Origin of the sequence: Stagnihabitans lacustris (assembly GCF_025950525.1) — a bacterium.
GTDB lineage: Bacteria > Pseudomonadota > Alphaproteobacteria > Rhodobacterales > Rhodobacteraceae > Stagnihabitans.
In genome coordinates this window covers 966,356-983,410 of sequence record NZ_JAPDGS010000001.1, presented here as the reverse complement: position 1 = coordinate 983,410, position 17,055 = coordinate 966,356, and the positions used below count along the sequence as shown (strand labels likewise).

Annotated in this window: 9 protein-coding genes; 5 read left to right on the top strand and 4 right to left on the bottom strand. The window is 63.1% G+C overall.

The genetic code is table 11. The annotated features are described in order from the left end of the window. Nucleotides 1-58: 58 nt before the first annotated feature. Genes NX862_RS04645 through NX862_RS04625 form a run of 5 tightly spaced genes read left to right on the top strand, consistent with a single transcriptional unit; the run spans nt 59 to nt 9,632 of the window. The gene (locus NX862_RS04645; RefSeq protein WP_264492693.1) at nt 59-2,470 is read left to right on the top strand and encodes a sigma-70 family RNA polymerase sigma factor; all 2,412 of its coding nucleotides are present in this window, start codon (nt 59-61) and stop codon (nt 2,468-2,470) included. Between the two features lie 38 nt (nt 2,471-2,508). After that, nucleotides 2,509-3,963 (top strand): ATP-binding protein, encoded by a 1,455-nt coding sequence (locus NX862_RS04640; RefSeq protein WP_264492692.1) that lies wholly within the window; start codon nt 2,509-2,511, stop codon nt 3,961-3,963. Between the two features lie 3 nt (nt 3,964-3,966). Beyond that, nucleotides 3,967-6,861 carry a Z1 domain-containing protein gene (locus NX862_RS04635; protein WP_264492691.1) on the top strand — a complete coding sequence of 965 codons (2,895 nt, stop codon included), beginning with the start codon at nt 3,967-3,969 and terminating at the stop codon, nt 6,859-6,861. After that, nucleotides 6,845-7,837: a PD-(D/E)XK motif protein gene (locus NX862_RS04630; protein ID WP_264492690.1), complete on the top strand. Its 993-nt coding sequence runs from the start codon at nt 6,845-6,847 to the stop codon at nt 7,835-7,837. Before NX862_RS04635 ends, NX862_RS04630 begins: the two co-directional genes overlap by 17 nt. Before the next feature lies 1 nt (nt 7,838). Further along, nucleotides 7,839-9,632 (top strand): AIPR family protein, encoded by a 1,794-nt coding sequence (locus tag NX862_RS04625; RefSeq protein WP_264492689.1) that lies wholly within the window; start codon nt 7,839-7,841, stop codon nt 9,630-9,632. Here NX862_RS04625 and NX862_RS04620 read toward each other — a convergent pair. The 4 genes from NX862_RS04620 to NX862_RS04605 are packed head-to-tail and all read right to left on the bottom strand — an operon-like array spanning nt 9,629 to nt 16,972. Then, entirely contained in the window at nt 9,629-12,718 is a 3,090-nt protein-coding gene (locus NX862_RS04620; protein WP_264492688.1) for a DEAD/DEAH box helicase, read from the bottom strand. The genes NX862_RS04625 and NX862_RS04620 overlap by 4 nt on opposite strands. Next, nucleotides 12,715-14,031 (bottom strand): EH signature domain-containing protein, encoded by a 1,317-nt coding sequence (locus NX862_RS04615; protein ID WP_264492687.1) that lies wholly within the window; start codon nt 14,029-14,031, stop codon nt 12,715-12,717. The genes NX862_RS04620 and NX862_RS04615 overlap by 4 nt, the downstream gene beginning before the upstream one ends. Then, complete coding sequence (locus NX862_RS04610) at nt 14,028-15,131, bottom strand: OmpA family protein (RefSeq protein WP_264492686.1); 1,104 nt, start codon at nt 15,129-15,131, stop codon at nt 14,028-14,030. Before NX862_RS04610 ends, NX862_RS04615 begins: the two co-directional genes overlap by 4 nt. Continuing rightward, nucleotides 15,131-16,972, bottom strand: a complete 1,842-nt coding sequence (locus NX862_RS04605) for a hypothetical protein (protein ID WP_264492685.1) — start codon at nt 16,970-16,972, stop codon at nt 15,131-15,133. Before NX862_RS04605 ends, NX862_RS04610 begins: the two co-directional genes overlap by 1 nt. Nucleotides 16,973-17,055: the final 83 nt, after the last annotated feature.

Here is a 17,055-nt window from a genome sequence, read left to right as displayed (position 1 = left end):
AGGGTTGAAATAGCGCACTATCGCTGGTTGAGTTGCGGTGGGTGGAATTGTTTCAGTGATGTCCCTTTTGAAAACCAGCGAGACCATAAGACGCGGCGCGGGAGCTACAATCCATATCGCTCCGCTCCTTGACGACGAAGAGCGCGCCAGGCGACTGGTTGCGACGCCGGCCATGATCGACCTGCGCGATGTGTCGGGACGGACGGCCCTGCACCGCGCGGCCCAGAAGGGGAAATCACAGGTCTGCCGGATCTTGCTGGAAGGGGGTGCCAATGCGGGCATCCGCGATGCAGGTGGGCTTGATGCTGCGGCCCTCGCCCGGTTGTCGGGCCATCCGCAGTTGGCCAAGGTCATTGCCGAGCATCTGGCGCAGGTCGAAGCGCAGAAGCCTCGGTCGGAGATGGTTCCGCCCCTGACCAGCGCCGAGATCGCCCGGGTCCTGACGGTCCCCACCAAGACGGTAGAGACGCTCATTGCAACGGGTCGCCGGGATGCGCTTGATGCGCGCGGCAACACACTTTTGCACATCGTGGCCAAGCGCGGGGCGCTTCTGGCCTGCGAAAAGCTCTTTGCCGCCGGGATTGCGACCGACACCGCCAACAAGGATGGCAAGACTGCTGCCGACGTGGCCGAGGCTGCGGGCCAGGTGGCCATTGCGGAAATGCTGCGCGGCAAGGCCTTGCGCTTTGACCGGCCAGAGCCGCCAAAGCCGCAGGTGATCGACCTGCCCCCGCTGGAGGATTTCGACTTCAGTTTTGGCGTGGTCGACAGTGACGACGCTGAAACCTTTCACACTCAAGGCGGCTTCGGCGAGGCGCGGCCCGTTTTCGACTGGCAAATCGGGCGCGTCGTCATCCAGGGTGAGGACGCGGCGCCCGTGCCCGACCTGGACTTGGGCGATTTGGGCACGTTCGAGATATCGGGCGAGGGGATCGTCCCCCAGCCACGGGTTCAGGCCCTGCGCCTGCTTGACGACCCGAGCCAGCCCGAACACCGGACGGCCCCCGCCCCCTCACATCATGTGGCCCAGCCTGCCGCCTATCTTGAGGTCAGAACCAGCGGGCGCCGCAGCCGGAAGACCTCCCGTCCCTCGGAACTGGTCCCGGTCTCGCTGGAGGAGGCCGATTGCCGCGCATGGCTTGGCGAAGTCATTGCCCGGGGCCAGGCCAGCCCCGAACTGATCCTTGACCTGATCGACCTCTGCCAGGGCGGCTGGGACGATGACCTTGCCGCCAATGTTTCCCGCTTCCTCGAGGATTGCGGCTTTGAGGCCGAGAACGGTTCTTTCGACCCCTTGGCCGATCTGGATATCGACGAGATGACCGACGGGCTGATGGCCCTGTGCAACCGGACGCCGGTTCTTGTGGGGCGTCAGGCCTTTGCGCTGTCGGCCCATGAAGAACGCCGGCTGCTCGCCGAAATCCGGCGCTGCACCGCCGCGGCCGAAGCCGCCATCGCCGCCGACGATGTGTCGCGCAGCGCCATCATCTCCCTGGGGCGCGGTCTCCTGGCCGGGGCAATCGAAGCCTTTGAAGTCACCCGCATCGAGTTCCGCGAGGCGGACCCCGGCGCGGTGGAGACCTTCCGCAACCACCTCGACGACCTTGAAATCCTGCATGACGATATCGCGGCCGGAGTTGTGCCCGACACCTGGACGCAAGACCGCATGGCCAAGGCCATAGGAAGCCTGGAGCTTCTGCCCGAAATCGTCGAGGGCCTGGCCGAAGCCATCTCGTCCGTCGATCGCGCCAAGGCTTTGCCTGTGGTGCAAGCCGTGCGGGCGCAGCGCGATGCGATCCATGCTTTCCTTGGGCTGCATCTGCCTTGGGTAAGGCTCCAAGCCTCTCGTGAGGCACAGGAAGGCGAAGAGGTCGAGGACGTATTCCAGAATGCCTGGATGGGCCTTCGCCGCGCCTTGGTGCGGTTCGATGCAGCGCGTGGCATCCGATTCATGGTCTATTCCGCTTTCTGGATGAGGCAACACATCACGCGTGCCCGGCGCGACGAGTCCGCGCTGGTGCGCATTCCGGTTCACAGGCAAGAGCAGTTGGCCCTCTTGGATGCAGTCCGCGAAGAACTGGAGCTGAAGGGCTATCCGGTGACGCTGCAAGCCTTGTCCTCAAGAACCGGCTTCAACGGCGACCTGCTGCACATTTTGAACAGATCGCTGCGGAAACCAGAGGAACCAGGCCAAGATGCACAGGATTTCGCATGCGATGAACTTGGCTACGAGACAGTCCTTGCGCAGGAACGTAACCTGATCGTCTCACGGGCCATGGACCAATTGGACCCGCGCTGGCTTGCGATCCTGAAAGGTCGCTGCGGTTTTGACGATCAGGACGAAATGACGCTCGAGGAGCTGGGTCAGTCCATGGGAGTCACGCGCGAACGCATCCGCCAGATCGAAGCCAAGGCCATGGATTGTCTGGCCCAACCCTCCCGCCTTGGGAAAATTCGGAAATACCTGTAAAAATGGCCGTCAGAAATACGCCTCCGAATGCCTCTGCCATGCTCGAATCCCTGCGGGGGCTTGGCTACACGACCTCCACCGCCATCGCCGATATCGTCGACAATTCGATCTCCGCAGGGGCCAGCCTGGTCGATATCCGCTTTGAATGGGCTGACGCGCAATCCTTCGTGCGCATCACCGATGACGGGCTGGGCATGGATGACCCGGAACTTGAATCTGCTCTGCGCCTTGGGGCAAAGGACCCGCGCGACAGTCGGTCGAAAGATGACCTTGGCCGCTTTGGCATGGGGCTGAAGACCGCGACCTTCTCGCAGGCGCGGCGACTGACGGTGGCCACGCGCAAGGCGGGCGGGGCAATTGCCTGCCTGCGCTGGGACCTTGACCGCATCCATGAGGGCGAGGCCGGACAATGGCCGCTGTTCGAAGGCCCCGAGGCTGGCTCGGAGCCGCGCATCGCCGCGCTGGACACCATGGAGCAGGGAACCATTGTCCTCTGGGAGACCCTGGACCGCATCGTGACCCAAGGCTTCAAGCCGACCGACCTTGCCGATCTGGTCGAGCAGGTCGACAGCCACCTGGCCATGACTTTCCACCGGCTGATCGGGCCGCGCCTGACGATCCTGTTGAACGGCCGCAAGGTGCAGCCCTGGGACCCTTTCCTCTTGGGCCATGCTTCCAAACGCTGGGAAAGCGACGAATACCGTCTGGCCGGAGCGCCTGACGTCCTGGTGCAGTGCCATGTTCTGCCCCACCGCGATTTCTTCCCCAAGCCCGAAGTCTATGACAAAGCGGGCGGACCAGCGGGTTGGACCTCGCAGCAGGGTTTCTACGTCTACCGCAACGAAAGGCTCTTGCTGCCCGGCACCTGGCTGCGGTTGGGAGAACGCGGCAAGGCCTGGACCAAGGACGAGCCGCATCGGCTGGCCCGTATAAGGCTGGATATCCCCAACACGGCCGATGCCGAATGGAAGATCGACATCCTGAAATCAACTGCCGCGCCTCCGGTCCGTCTGCGCGAACAACTGGCGCGGCTGGCCCGCGAGACTCGCGAGAAGGCACGCGATGTCTTTGCCTTTCGCGGCGGGCGGGCGGCCTCGGCGCCATCGACGTCGGGCGCCCTGCCCGATGTCTGGAACGCCCGCGCCTTGGCGCAAGGGACGACCTATCGGATTGCCCGCGACCACGACCTCGTGGCCTCTATCCTGGACCGCGCCGGGCCCATGCGCGACGAGATCCTGTCGCTGTTGCGACTGATCGAAGAGACCGTTCCCGTCCAGCGTATCTGGCTGGACACCGCCGAAGACAAGGAAATCCCCCGCAACGGCTTCTCGGCAGCGCCAGACAAGGAAGTGCTTGAGACGCTGGAGACCATGTTCGACGTCCTTGTCCGACACCGTGGCCTGTCCGAGGACGAGGCGCGATCCCGCTTGGCCAAAACCAAACCCTTTGACGCTTTCCCCGCCCTTGTTGGCCAACTCGCTTTGAAAGACTGACCCATGAGCATTGCCGCCCAAAAGGCCTTCGACGACATCCTGAAGATGACCCAGATGCTGGTGACCCGCGCCTCGGCCAAATCCGGGGGGCTGGTGACGGCCGATCTGATCTCGGCCGAACTGAACAAGGCCGAGCTGATGTTGCCGGACGAATTCGCCCTGGTCGATCGCGACGCGCTGATCGACGAGCTGATCCGGCGGTCAAGCCAGAGCGTGGGGCGCAATGCGACCCTGTCCAGCAGCGAGGACCACATCGCCTGGCTGAATGCGGCGCGCAAGCAGGACTGGCGCTATTGGCGGCGCTACAGCGAATACATGGATGCCAAGCTGCCCTGGAAGGCGCTGGATGCTCTGGACCAAGCGACCGATGATGTCTTGCAGCAGTTGGAAGACCCGCTGCGGACGGGTGTCTGGGACCGACGTGGGCTGGTCGTGGGCCATGTGCAATCGGGCAAGACCGGCAATTACACCGGGCTGATCTGCAAGGCAGCCGACGCGGGTTACAAGATCATCATCGTCCTTGCAGGGCTTCACAACAACCTGCGTTCACAGACCCAGATCCGCCTGGACGAGGGGTTCCTGGGATTTGCGACCATCGCCAATGTCGACACCCTGCCCCGCGTGGGCGTGGGCGAGATCGACATGGATCACTCGATCAACCCGAACTACGGCACGACGCGGGGCGAGAGGGGCGACTTCACCAAGGGTCAGATTGCCTCACTGGGCGTGTCGCCCGAACAGCGGCCCTGGCTCTTTGTGGTCAAGAAGAACAAGACGGTTCTGGAGCGTCTCCTGCTATGGATCCGCAGCCGGGTGGCCAATGAGGTCGATCCGCTGACGGGCCGCAAGCTGGTGACCAACCTGCCTCTGCTGGTGATCGACGACGAGGCCGATCACGGCTCGGTCGATACCGGCGAGGATGTCGTCGATGAAAACGGCGTGCCGGATGAGGAACACAAGCCCACCACGATCAACCGTTTGATCCGGGCGATCCTGCACCAGTTCACCCGCAAGGCCTATGTGGGCTATACGGCCACGCCCTTTGCCAACATCTTCATCCATGACAAGGGCACCACGGCCGAACACGGCCCCGACCTTTTCCCGGCGGCCTTCATCACCAACCTGGCGGCGCCCTCTAACTATATCGGGCCGGGGCGGGTCTTTGGCTCGGCTTCGGCCTCAGTAGGCGATCTGCCACTGACCCGGCCCCTGGCCGACGACGATTTCACCCAATGGATGCCACCCAAACACAAGTCGCATCACAGGCCTGCGTGGCAGGGTGAATCCCGCCTCCCCGACACGGCGCAAGAGGCGATCCGGTCATTTCTTTACGCCTGTGCCATCCGGCATCTGCGGGGACAGGGGGGCAAGCATTGCTCGATGCTGATCCATGTGACCCGCTTTGTGGCCGTCCAGAATGCCGTGACCGTCCAGGTCGAGGATTATGTCCGCCTTCTGAAAGGCCGCTTGGTTCGGGGCATCGACCCGGCGGAGACCGAGGCCCTGATGGCCAGAGAATACGAGACGACCTTCCGCCCCGGCATGGCGAAAATCCGCGACACTTTGGCCAAGGACGAGGTGCTGGCGGATTTCTCCTGGGATCAGGTCCGTGCTGTCCTTCCCGAGATCCTTGACGACATCAGGGTCAAGGAGATCAACGGCTCGGCCAAGGATGCGTTGGATTACGTCGATCACGAGGGCACCGGGCTGAAGGTCATCGCGGTGGGCGGCGACAAGCTGGCGCGGGGTCTGACGCTGGAGGGGCTCTGCACCAGCTATTTCCTGCGCTGCGCCAAGATGTATGACACGTTGATGCAGATGGGCCGCTGGTTCGGTTATCGCGACGGCTATCTGGACGTATGCAGGCTTTACACCTCCAACGAGATGATCGAGTGGTTCGGCCATATCGCCGACGCCAGTGAAGAGCTGCGCGAAGAGTTCGACAACATGGAGGCGGCAGGAGCAACGCCCAAGGAATTCGGCCTGCGGGTGCGGTCGCATTCGGTGTTGACGGTGACCTCGCGGTCAAAGATGCGCAACGCCAGGCCCATGGAACTGACCTTCGCGGGCAATCTGTTGCAGACCATCGTGTTTGGCCTGGCCGATGTGAAGGCGAATTTCCTGGCGGGTGATCGCTTTGTCTCGTCCTTGGGGGTGGGCCGCGAGCTGAACGAACAACTGACCTTCCTGCCAAACCAAACCTGGTCGGGCCGGTTCTGGGAGGGCGTTCCAGCGGCCGAGGTGACGGCCTTTCTGCGCAGCTACAAGACCCATCCCTCCAGTTTCCGTATCATGAGCCCGCTGATTGCCGACTTCATCGACGTGATGACCAAAACGCAAGAGCTGACCGAGTGGACGGTTGCGCTGATCGGCAAGGAAAAGGCTGAGGAGGATCGCCTGGTCAAGATTGGCGGCCAGGACACCGTCATGCTGAAACGGAAGCGCAACATCGCGGACGACAAGCGCTATTCGATCAAGACCCTGACCTCGCCACGCGATCAGACCATCGGCCTGACAGAGGCCGAGTGGAACGCGGCCCTTGCCATCACCCAGGCCACCTGGCGGAACGACAAGGAACGCAATCAAGGCGACGAGGTCCCGAAAGAACCGCGCGGGCCCGCGATCCGCAAGGTTTTGGGCGAAGGGGTGCCAGAAGCCGGGGTTCCGCATCGGTGTCAGCGCGGGCTTTTGATGCTCTATCTGCTCGACCCCGCAAAGGACAAATCCGAGATGGAGACCTTGGACCCGGATGTGCCGGTTCTGGGCTGGGCGATCAACTTCCCCGGTTCGAAATCCGACACGCGGGTCAGCAATGAAAAATACATGGCGAACAGTGTGTTGTGGAGCACTGTGAGCGAAGGGAAAGACTGGGGGGCTGTGAATGACGGGCTGGACTGAAGAGGGGCTGATCGCCACTTGGCGCGCCTTGGCCAAGCCGGATGGTTCCGCCTGGCGGCTCTTGCCCCTGGCGCGAATCGGGGCGGTGGGCATCGACGCCGGCCGACGCTTTCCGGGCAGTCATGAGGCGCTGATCATCAGCTTTCCGGCCAGCGCGGGCGTCTCGGGTCAAGGCCTGCCTGAGGGGCGCGGCTTCGACATCGCCTTCCTTGACCCCTACCCTCTGGCCCAAGACCAGCGGGCAATCGCTCTCATGAGACGCGACGAAGGGTCAGAGGACATCTTCGCTGTCATCTGCCTGGACCTTTTGCGTTGCATGCAGGTCGAGACAGGGGGGCCTGCCGAGGTCATCGAGACCCTGATCGAGCGGATCGATGATTGGCAAAGCTTCCTTGCCCGCCGTCGCAGGCTGTCGCCCGAGGCTCAGATCGGCTTGATGGGCGAGTTGGTGACCCTGGAGACCCTGCTGTCGAGGGGCCTTGCGCGTGCAACTGCGCTGCGTGCCTGGGTCGGGCCGATGCGGGGTGCGCAGGATTTCCATCTTGGCTCGGGGTCAATGGAGGTGAAAAGCACGGCATCCAAAGCCGCCTTCATCGCCCGCATCAACAGCGTCGAACAACTGGACGGCGAGCGCGACCCGCAGTTCCTGCGCGCCCTGCGGTTCGAGCCCGAAGAGGGGGCCGATACGCTGGTGGCCATCGTGGCCCGATTGCGTCAGGCTTTCACCGATGCGGGTGTTGGCCGCAGTTTCGAGGGCTTGCTGATCTGCGCCGGTTACCTTGACGACCACGCGCCGCATTACCTGCGCGGCCTTCGGCTGGCCGATGCACGCAGCCTGCGCATTGACGCCGACTTCCCGCGGCTGAGGCGTGCCGATCTACCACGGGCCATCAGAAGTGCAAGCTATGCGCTTGATATCTCTGACCTTGTGGGCGAATCTGACCCCGAGGTCGTTTTCACCGAATTGGGTTGTTGACATGGATATTGCAGAGTTTCACCGCAGCTTTCGCGCCACCGTTCTGGCCGAGGTCAATGAAAGGGTGAACTCCGACGAAGGGGCTTTCCCGACCGAGGAACTGGTCTTCGCCGAAATGGTGATGGAGCATGTCAATGCTTCCGGCATTTGTGACACGCCGACCGTCTGTCATTGGACCGGCAAGGTGGGCAATGCAAACCTGCGCATCACAGGACATGCGCTATCGGTCGATGAAACCGTGCTGGACATCTTCGTGACGCATTATTGCGGGACCGAAGAGATCACGCCGCTCGTGGATACGCCGATCGTCAACACAGCCAAGCAAGCGGTGAATTTTCTGCTGAACTCGGCCAATGGCAAGCTCGGCGGCATGGTCGAAAGGTCCTCCGAGATTTTTGACCTTGTTCAGTTGATCCAAAAACGCTGGAACGACCTTGACCAGGTGCGGATTTTCGTCGTCACCGATGGGCAAACCAAGACGAAGCAGTTCCCGCGCCAAGAGGTTCAGGGTCGCCTGATCGGCATCGAGGCCATGGATATCGAACGTGTCTTCCGCCATTCGGAAGGCAAGCCGCGCGACGAGATCGCGATCAGCTTCGAGCAATCCATCGGCCGCGCCCTGCCCTGCGTTTATGTGCCTGACCCGACGGCCGACTACGACTATGCCCTGACCGCCATCCCCGCCGAGGTCCTGCGGGCGCTTTACGAAAAGTTCAACGCGCAGCTTCTGGAGGCCAACATCCGCACTTTCCTTGGCGCGGGCAAGAAGGTGAACAAGGGCATTGCCGAGACCCTGGTGAAGGAGCCCGGTCATTTCCTCGCCTATAACAACGGCCTGGTGATCGTCTGCGACCGAGCGGACTTCAGCCAGACCGAACTTGGCCTGGGGCTTTCCTTCATCAAGGGGTTGCAGATCGTCAATGGCGGGCAAACGACCTCGTCGATCTATTTCTCCAGCCGCCAGAACAAGGCGCTGGACCTCTCGCATGTCATGGTTCCGGCCAAGATCATCATCCTGAAGGGCGAAGACACCGACAGGCGCGAGGATCTGATCTCCAAGATCTCCAATTTCGCCAACAGCCAGAATGCCGTGAAGACGTCGGACCTTTCGTCCAACAAGCCCTTCCATCGGCAGCTAGAGAAACTGGCGAATGAGACCTGGTGCCCCGATGGTGTCGGCCGCTGGTTCTATGAGCGTGCGGGGGGGGCCTATCAGGTCCTGCTGTTGCGGGCGGGCACGCCGGCCCAGCAAAAGAAGCTGAAGGATGCCATCCCGACCAAACGGCGGCTGACCAAGAATGACATCGCGCGTGTCCATGAGGCTTGGGCGGTCAAGCCGGTTCAGGTCGCCCTGGGCAACGAGAAAAACTACGAGCAATTCGTTCTGGCTCTGGAGGAGGGCACTTCCAATGTGCCCACGCCGCTGGATGCCAAATGGTATCGGCAGATGATCGCCAAGGTGATCATCTTCAAGGCCTTGCAGGAAATGATCTCACGCCGGGATGCCAAACACATCTTCACCCAGGGCATGGTCAGCGTGACGACCTACACGATTGCGGCCTTCGCGGCGCGCTACGAGGGCCGGGTCGATTTCGAGCAGGTCTGGCAAAGGCAGGGCATCTCGGCCCCCTTCCGCAACCTGCTTTGGGATTGGGCGGCCAAGGTGAACCAAGCCTTCGTGGACTACGGCGGTGGTCGGCAATTCTCGGAGGTCGCGAAGGGCGCATCTTTCTGGCCTCGGGTCAACGGTCTGACCTTCCCCACACCATCCGAGCCCATCCCGGAGCTGCGCTAACCGATCACCCAGGCACCTTCCGCGTCGGGCTTTCCCATGGGCAGCCCGTCGCGCAGGAACAGGGTCGCCATGCTGTCGGTCAGCACATCGCCCTTCGGCCTTGCGGCCTCTTGTCCCAACATGGCTTGCAGGGCGGCCACATCGCCCTGATCGTCGCCCATCGGCCAAAGGGTTTGCTGGGCGAGGCGCCGTTTGCGGTTCATCAGGCTTTGCAGCACCAGGTCAAAGCTTTGCGCGCCATAGTCGGGATGGATGGCCAGGGGCACATGAACGGTCACAGGCCTGGTCTGGCCAAGACGGTGAACGCGGTCGTTGCATTGCTCCTCGACCGCAGGGTTCCACCAACGCGAAAGATGGATCACATGGGTTGCCGCCGTCAGGGTCAGTCCAGTCCCCGCCGCACGGGGCCCGAGGATCAACAAGTCAAAGCCTCCGTCCTTGTCCAGATGGCGCTGAAAGCGGTCGACGATGGCTTGCCGCTTGGGGATCGGGGTCTCGCCGTTGATGATGTCGACCTTGGACAGATTGAATTCCCGCCGGATTGCCTCGGCAAAGCGATGCTGCACCTTCAGGTGCTCGATGAAGACCAAGGCCCGTTCATTCCTGGCGCGGATGCGGCGCAGGATGTCGAAGACCGCCTGCAAGCGGGCCGACGCACTGATGAAGTCGCCCTCTTGCAGTCCGTCAAATCCCGGATGGACCGAGACGCTGCGAATGTGGTGCAGCATCTTGAGGACCGCCCCCATCCCGCCCTCGGCCAGTTTGCGCCGCGCTACCTCATAGGCGGCAGACTGGACAGCGGGCATCAGGCGGGGGTGAAGGTAGCGGGTCTTGGGCGGCAGATCGCGGGCGACCTGATCCTTCAGACGGCGCAGCGAAAGGGGCGGCAAGTCGCCCTGCGGATGGAAGACGCGGCCATGCAGTTCGGCCATCAGCCGCTCGTCTGGCTCACCATAGCGCGACCGGAAATCGCGCAGCGTGCCAAGCGCGCCTGGGGCCAATTGGTCCATGATGGCCCAAAGGTCCGAGGTCTCGTTCTCGATGGGCGTTCCGGTCAGGCCGATGCGGAACTCAGCATTGACCGAGCGCGCTGCGAAGGCCCGCAAAGACCCGGGGTTCTTCACCGCCTGTATCTCGTCGAAGACCACGGCGGCGAAGCGGATTTTCTGCAGGCTGTGCTGGTAGTTGGTCAGAGTCGTGTAGGTGGTCAGAACCCAGGTCAGATGACCCGCCCCGGTCTGTATTGCCTTTTCCAGGTCGGTGAAATCCAGCGTTGGCAGGCCCTGATCAGTGTCGAACCCCGAGGTCCCAGCGGCCTTGCGCGCCCGGGTCGCGCTGCCGTAAAGCCGGATCAGGTGGCCAAGGCCCGGCATCTCGACATGGCGGGAGACCTCGTTTTCCCAGTTTTCCAGAAGTGAGGTGGGCGCAACCACAAGGATCGGGCCGCGCCCCTGGGGCGTCGTCTTCATGTGCTCGTTCAGCCAGACGAGGAAGGCGATGGTCTGCAAGGTCTTCCCAAGGCCCTGTTCGTCGGCGTTCAGAACGCCCGGCAGGCCCGCTTTCCAGGCCTCGACCTGCCAAGTCAGGCTTTCCTTTTGATGCGGTTTCATCGCCGTGCGGATCGAGCCAAGAACTTGAGTTGACAGGGTCGTCACTCGCGGTCCGCGCTCGGGCCTCCAGGCGAGGGTCTCGAAATTGTCGGCGGTTTGCAGGATGATCGGGGCGGTTTGGTCGTCGTCCTCGGCTGCGTCGGCGGGGTCATCCGACAAGGGGGTCTTCACCGAAATCAGCGCCTCGACCTCTTGTTGGCTTGCAGGAGTGGCGGGCACCTGCAGAGTGTCGAAGGCAACCGTTTGCTGTCCCTCGGTCATCGCGCGCAGGATTTGATCCCGCAGCGCCTCAAGGCGGTCCAGCGGTGCGGAGCGCAGCGCCCCGGCCAGGGTCGCGTTGAATATCTCGGGCAGCCAGGTCATACCGCTGGAAGAGATGGTCCCCAGCGGATTGCCCTCATAGACGCCCACACCGGTAACCCGGCCCGAGAAGGCCTGATATTCGACAGTCTCGATCAGGATCGGCCCGGCGGCCTTCTCAACCGCCTCTTCACGTCCAGCGTCGCTCAGGTTGTCCAGGGCACCCGAGGCATCCAACGCCGCCTCTACCGCCAAGGTGATCCGGGCGCGCGGGTTGCGGATGAAGGCGCGGCGGACCTCTGGGGCGGCCCGCTGCATCTCGGCCATGACCTTCAGCGCCGGTGCGGCCCCCCGGTCCACGACCAGATAGCGGCCGGAGCCAAGGCGGTAGGCGTTCAAGGCGCCGCGTTGCGCAAGACGGTTGCGGAAGAGGCTGAGGTCATCGTCGATGAGGCTGCCCATGGTCTCAGTGATTTCACCCTCGGGCGCGTCTGCCAGGCTGCGGCCCGAGAAGGGGACGACCTCGAAAGTCTCGCCCTCGGCATCGGGCGAAATGGCGAAACGGTCGGCGAGCGAGACCTGAAGGCCGGACAGGAAGCCGGTCATCACCAGCTGGCCGACCTTGTTGCGGGCGACCGTTCCGGCGGCGGGGTCGATGGCCTGACGAAAGCGGGCCAGCGCCTCCCAATCCGCATCATCGCGGCCCTGGCCCTTGTGGCCTTCGGCAATCTCGACGGCCTCGAGCATCCAGAGCGGCAGGCGCTGCCATCCACGATCGGTCTGCAAGAAGGCACCGGTGCGCGCGGGGGTGCGACGCTGGCCGCTCCGGCTCCAGATGGCGGAGAGGCGGAAGCCCGGGGTGCCGACCAGCCCCTCGGCATCTGTGGAAAGCGTCAGGTCGGTCAGTCCGGGCAGTCCGATGGCTCTGGCGGTTTCGGCATCCACTCGGGCGGCAAGGCGGTGGGAGAGGGTGATGTGATCGGCGATCTCCAACGATTCGCCGGTTTCTTCCGCAAGGCTGCGCAGGTCTGCCATTGCCACCGCCAGGGGCCGCTCGGCTTCGGGCAGGTGGTCAAGGTCGGGGGCGCGACGGGCGATCAGGCGAGACAGAAGGCCGCTCGGCGCCTCGGGGCGGAGGGTGACGGAGGTGGCGGTGAGGGCGAAGGTGAAGATCATATCCGATGCCTCACCCAAGATTGCCAGTCGCCATGATGCATTTTGGTTTCCGAACCCGGTAGGTTCCGAATATCGGAAACATCATACCTTGATTCATAAAGCCTCGGTGTCTTCAATGCCGATTTTTCGAAGACATGCACTTTGAAGTTGAAAGTTCCCTCAACAATGATCTTGCCACCGACGTCCATGATCAATAGAGATTTGTCCCTCTCGCCAATCTGTCTCCCAAAACGTTTGACACCATTGCGTCCCCCTTCAGGAAGTTTGGCAACTGCAGCCCGGTATCCGGCTTCATTGAAGGCAATCCAAACCTCTTTGATCCGGCCCTGTTCGTATAGCGTCCACCAGAAATCCTCGCGGTCGGCCCACATGTGGTTGCGCTCGACCTCGGCGAGGGTCTTGAAGAGAAACCGGATGTCGGCCCCGGTGATCCAGCGCAAGAAGACCGCTTCGATAGCGGGGTCCACCTGGTTCCAGGCGGCTTGCCGGTTCACCTTGGGATGGCCGTATAGATCGGCAATCTGGTCGATCAGATGGGCTTGCAAGTCCTTTGGGGGCGTCTTTTGCATCCAGGGGCGCAGGAGGGCCATGATGGCTTCACCAGACCCCACGGCACGGGCAGGTTGGCCCGCAGGCTTCAGCCAGCTCAAAAGCGTGTCGATCATCAGACGCTCGTTCAGGCGCGGGCCCAGGAGCTTCAGATATTCCAGATGTGCGGCGTCCATCAGCCCCGGGCCATGGGGTTGGCGCAGGCCCAGCTCACGAAGGCCCTCCCAGGGCTCGGCCATGGTGATCATGCGGGCGGCAAGGTCTCTGGCAGCGGTGTCGGAATTGAACAGATCCGGCAAGGAGCCGATCAGGCGGCCCCACCGGCCCTGTTGCAAGACGGGTCTGGCGATCATCAAGGCTGCCGCCAAGGCCCGGCTGTGTGTCGCCCCCGGCACGAAACTGTCGAGGTAAATCCGCAGCATCGGGTTCAGGAACCCGTGTTTGGTCGAAGCGCGGACCTCGTCCAGGAGGAAGGTGCGCAGGGGGGCCCAGTCCAGACGATCCCGGAAACGCTGGGAGAACAAGAGGTCCGCTACCCGAACCACATGGTTCATTGGAACCTTGTGCCAATCATCCTCGCGGATACGGCGAGCCAAGTCGGCAAAAAGCTTCTCGGCGTCCTGTTCGATCCCCTTCTTCGGACGGTCGAAACGGTCGAGGATCGCGCGGACCGTGCGCTCCATCCGCTCTAGCGATGGGGGCGGCAGGACGTTCAGGGCGCGCGGCGCTGTCAGGCGTTCGGACAGGGGGATGTCCTCGCTCATCGTGCCTCCAGCTTCGCGCGGATCTGGTCGATCTCGGCCACGGTGTTGGGGACATACATGATGATGCGCAGGTCGATCCGGCGGTTGGAGGCTTTGCCCTCGGGCGTGTCATTCATGGCCACGGGGCGCATTTCGCCATAACCGGCCACTGACATGACAGGCTGGTCCTTCAGGTTAAGGTGCCCGGTCAGGCCCGAGGCGGCTTCGAGCATCGTCACGAAGGTCGCATTGGCCCGGGCGGTCGAGAGCTGCAAGTTGGTGATGTCACCCCCATCGGCATCGGTATGGCCCTCGATCTGAACGGCCTCGATCACGGCATGGGAGGCGTTACAGGTGGCATCCCAAGCGGCCTCGGGACCCAGGGTGTAGCAGGGCAACACCGATTGCAGGCGCGCGGCCACCGAACGGACGAAATCCACCCGATCCGGGCGCAGGGTGGCCGAGCCGCTGCGGAACAACCCGTCACCCTGAAACCGCAGCGCGTCGAACTGTTCGCTGATCTCGACGCCGATGTCGGGGAAGTCGTGCAGAATATCGGCGCGCAGGCGCTCCAGCAGGTGGCGGCGCTCCTGAAGGCTGAGGTTGATGTAATTCTCCAGCGGATCGGGCGCGGTCAGACGTTCGATCTCGGCCCGCATGCGGGCGATTTCCTCGCTTTGGAATTGTTCATGTTCACGGGCCGCCGCAAGCGCGGCGGTCTGAGACGCGATCTTGGCCTGAGCATCAAATATCTGAAGTTCCAGCGCCTTGATCAGGACATCCTTGGCGTCGTTGGCCTGCACCAGCTTGGCCTGATCGGCCTTGGCCCTTGACAAGGCAAGCTCGGAAGCATCACGGGCCTGAAGCGCCTGAGCCAGCGCCTTGCGCAGCTTTTCGACGATCTCGGCCTGGACCTGCAGGTCGGCCTGGGCCTGGTCTCGTTCGGTCACCACCCGGTCGTATTCCGGTCGCGGCACGGATTGGGTCGGGTTGTATTGGCTTGCGAAGAAGGCCAGCAGGATCATGACGATGAACAGGAAGCTGATCGTCATGTCGGTCATCGAGACGAAGACGGATTCCTCCTCTTCGTCAGGACTGCGGCGGCGGACATGGGCGCGCATCAGCTACGCCTTTGCTGGGGCTGGAATTCCTGCAACCCCTCGACGATGGCATTCAGGGTGGAAAGCGCTTGGTTCATCTCGTCGGCCATGCGCGAGACATGGGCGCGGATCGACTGCATCGCGTTCTCGGTCTGACCTGTGTAGAGGTCGAACGCCTTGCCGAGCTTGGTGTCGATCGTGTCCAGCCTGTCGCCCTGGCCCCGCATCCGCGCCAGCATCTCTTGCACGGCGGCGAGGCTGGCCTCGATCCCCCGGCGTTCGGCCGAGATGGTTTCACGCGCAGCCGTCAGCGCCAGCGTCGCCTGTTCCGCCGTGGTCCGCGACGACTGGGTGACGGTGGCAACCGCGCCCTGGGTGGCTTCGGCCAAGCTGCGCAGCGAAGTCTCGATACGTTCTTGCGTGCTGCGGACCGGGCCCGCCGCCTGGATCAGGTCCTGCGACGCGCCCCGGAACGAGGTCGCGGCCTCTGCACCGGCGCTGGCGCCATCGCGGACCGCCTCCGCCGCTCGGCGCATCTCGCCCGAGCCCTGTCCGATCAGCTTCACCAGCCCGTCCAGCTCGTCCGTCATGGCGGTGAAAGGGTCCAAAAGTTGGCGCGAAGCCGTGTCGGACAACGCCGCCCCGAGGCGGGCGATTTCGGCCCCGGCCTTGGAGAACCCCTCCAGCACCTGGCGACTGGCCCCGTCGATGGCTTCCCCTGCCCCGGTTCCGGCCGCCGAGATCATGTCCTTTGCCGCCTGAGCACCGGATTTCGCCGCGCCCTCCATTTCCAGGCGCATCGCCAGCGCCGCGTCCCGCATTTCGGCAGCAGCCGCCGAGATCGCCCTTGCGCCTTCGCCGGTATTGTCGCGGATGCTCTCCAGTGTGCGGTTCATCGCGCCAAGGATCTGGTCCGTTCCGGCGGCAAAAGCACCCGATGCCGACTGGGCGCTGTCGGTCATCGTCTTGCGCAGGTCGTCGACCGCCTGACCGACGCGGGCCACCACCTGCTCCATCTCGCTGCCCATGCGGCCCGAGGACTGATCCATCCGGTCGGCCAAAGACCCGAGCCGGTCGCCTGCCTGCCCCATGCGTTCGGCGGCCTGAGCGAGGGCGCCGCCGATGCCGGAAGTCAGTTGCCGCGACAGGTCCGCCGCCATGGTCCCCATGCTGTCGGTGCCCTGACGGCTGACCTGATCCAGCAAAGGCTGCATGGCCGACGAGATCGACGATGCAATCGCCAAGGGCAGCTCTTCGCGCAAGGGACGCCCCAATTCCGCGACCATCTCGGTCGCCAGGCGCCGCTGATGCTCGCGGCTTTCGATGATCGCGTCCAGTTGCCTTTGTCCGAGTTCCTCGAGGCTCAGATAAGTCAGTCGCTGTTCAAGATCGCGGCAAAGCTGGTGCAGGTCGTGATCCAGCTTGCCCATCCAGAGCCTCAGCCACAGCTGCAAGGCGATCGAACAGACCAGACCACAAAGCGACATGATGAACTTGGCCGACGCAATGGTCAGCAGGTCGCGCATGGTTTCTTCGTCGATATGCGCCTTGCTGGCCATTCTGTGCAGGGCGGCAATCAGGCCAAGGAAGGTCAGCGCCAGACCGACAGAGACGAAGATCCCCGGCAGGATCCGGAAGAAACCCGGGCCGAAATGGAGGTCTTCCAGGTTGAAGAAAGCCGAAGGGCGGACAGAGTTCCGCATGACGGGAGGGGAGACCTTGTCATCGACTATCAGGGTTTCGTTGAATTCGTCCCAGGCCGACTTGAGGCTTTCGATTTCCCGGCTGGACTTGCGCTTGGCGAATTCGGCAGAGATCGTCTCTCGCGCCGTGGCCATTCCGATTTCGGATTGGGCTTGCATTTGACGGCGCAACCAACCGATTGCCTGGCGTCTTGAGAGGAACGTCTTATAGCTGAGAAGGCAAACTAGGATCAGCGCGGCGC

Coding starts and splice junctions, on each gene's coding strand:
- NX862_RS04645 (WP_264492693.1), top strand. CDS start 59: ATGTCCCTTTTGAAAACCAGCGAGACCATAAGACGCGGCGCGGGAGCT.
- NX862_RS04625 (WP_264492689.1), top strand. CDS start 7,839: ATGGATATTGCAGAGTTTCACCGCAGCTTTCGCGCCACCGTTCTGGCC.
- NX862_RS04605 (WP_264492685.1), bottom strand. CDS start 16,972: ATGCAAGCCCAATCCGAAATCGGAATGGCCACGGCGCGAGAGACGATC.
- NX862_RS04620 (WP_264492688.1), bottom strand. CDS start 12,718: ATGATCTTCACCTTCGCCCTCACCGCCACCTCCGTCACCCTCCGCCCC.
- NX862_RS04630 (WP_264492690.1), top strand. CDS start 6,845: ATGACGGGCTGGACTGAAGAGGGGCTGATCGCCACTTGGCGCGCCTTG.
- NX862_RS04640 (WP_264492692.1), top strand. CDS start 2,509: ATGCTCGAATCCCTGCGGGGGCTTGGCTACACGACCTCCACCGCCATC.
- NX862_RS04615 (WP_264492687.1), bottom strand. CDS start 14,031: ATGAGCGAGGACATCCCCCTGTCCGAACGCCTGACAGCGCCGCGCGCC.
- NX862_RS04610 (WP_264492686.1), bottom strand. CDS start 15,131: ATGCGCGCCCATGTCCGCCGCCGCAGTCCTGACGAAGAGGAGGAATCC.
- NX862_RS04635 (WP_264492691.1), top strand. CDS start 3,967: ATGAGCATTGCCGCCCAAAAGGCCTTCGACGACATCCTGAAGATGACC.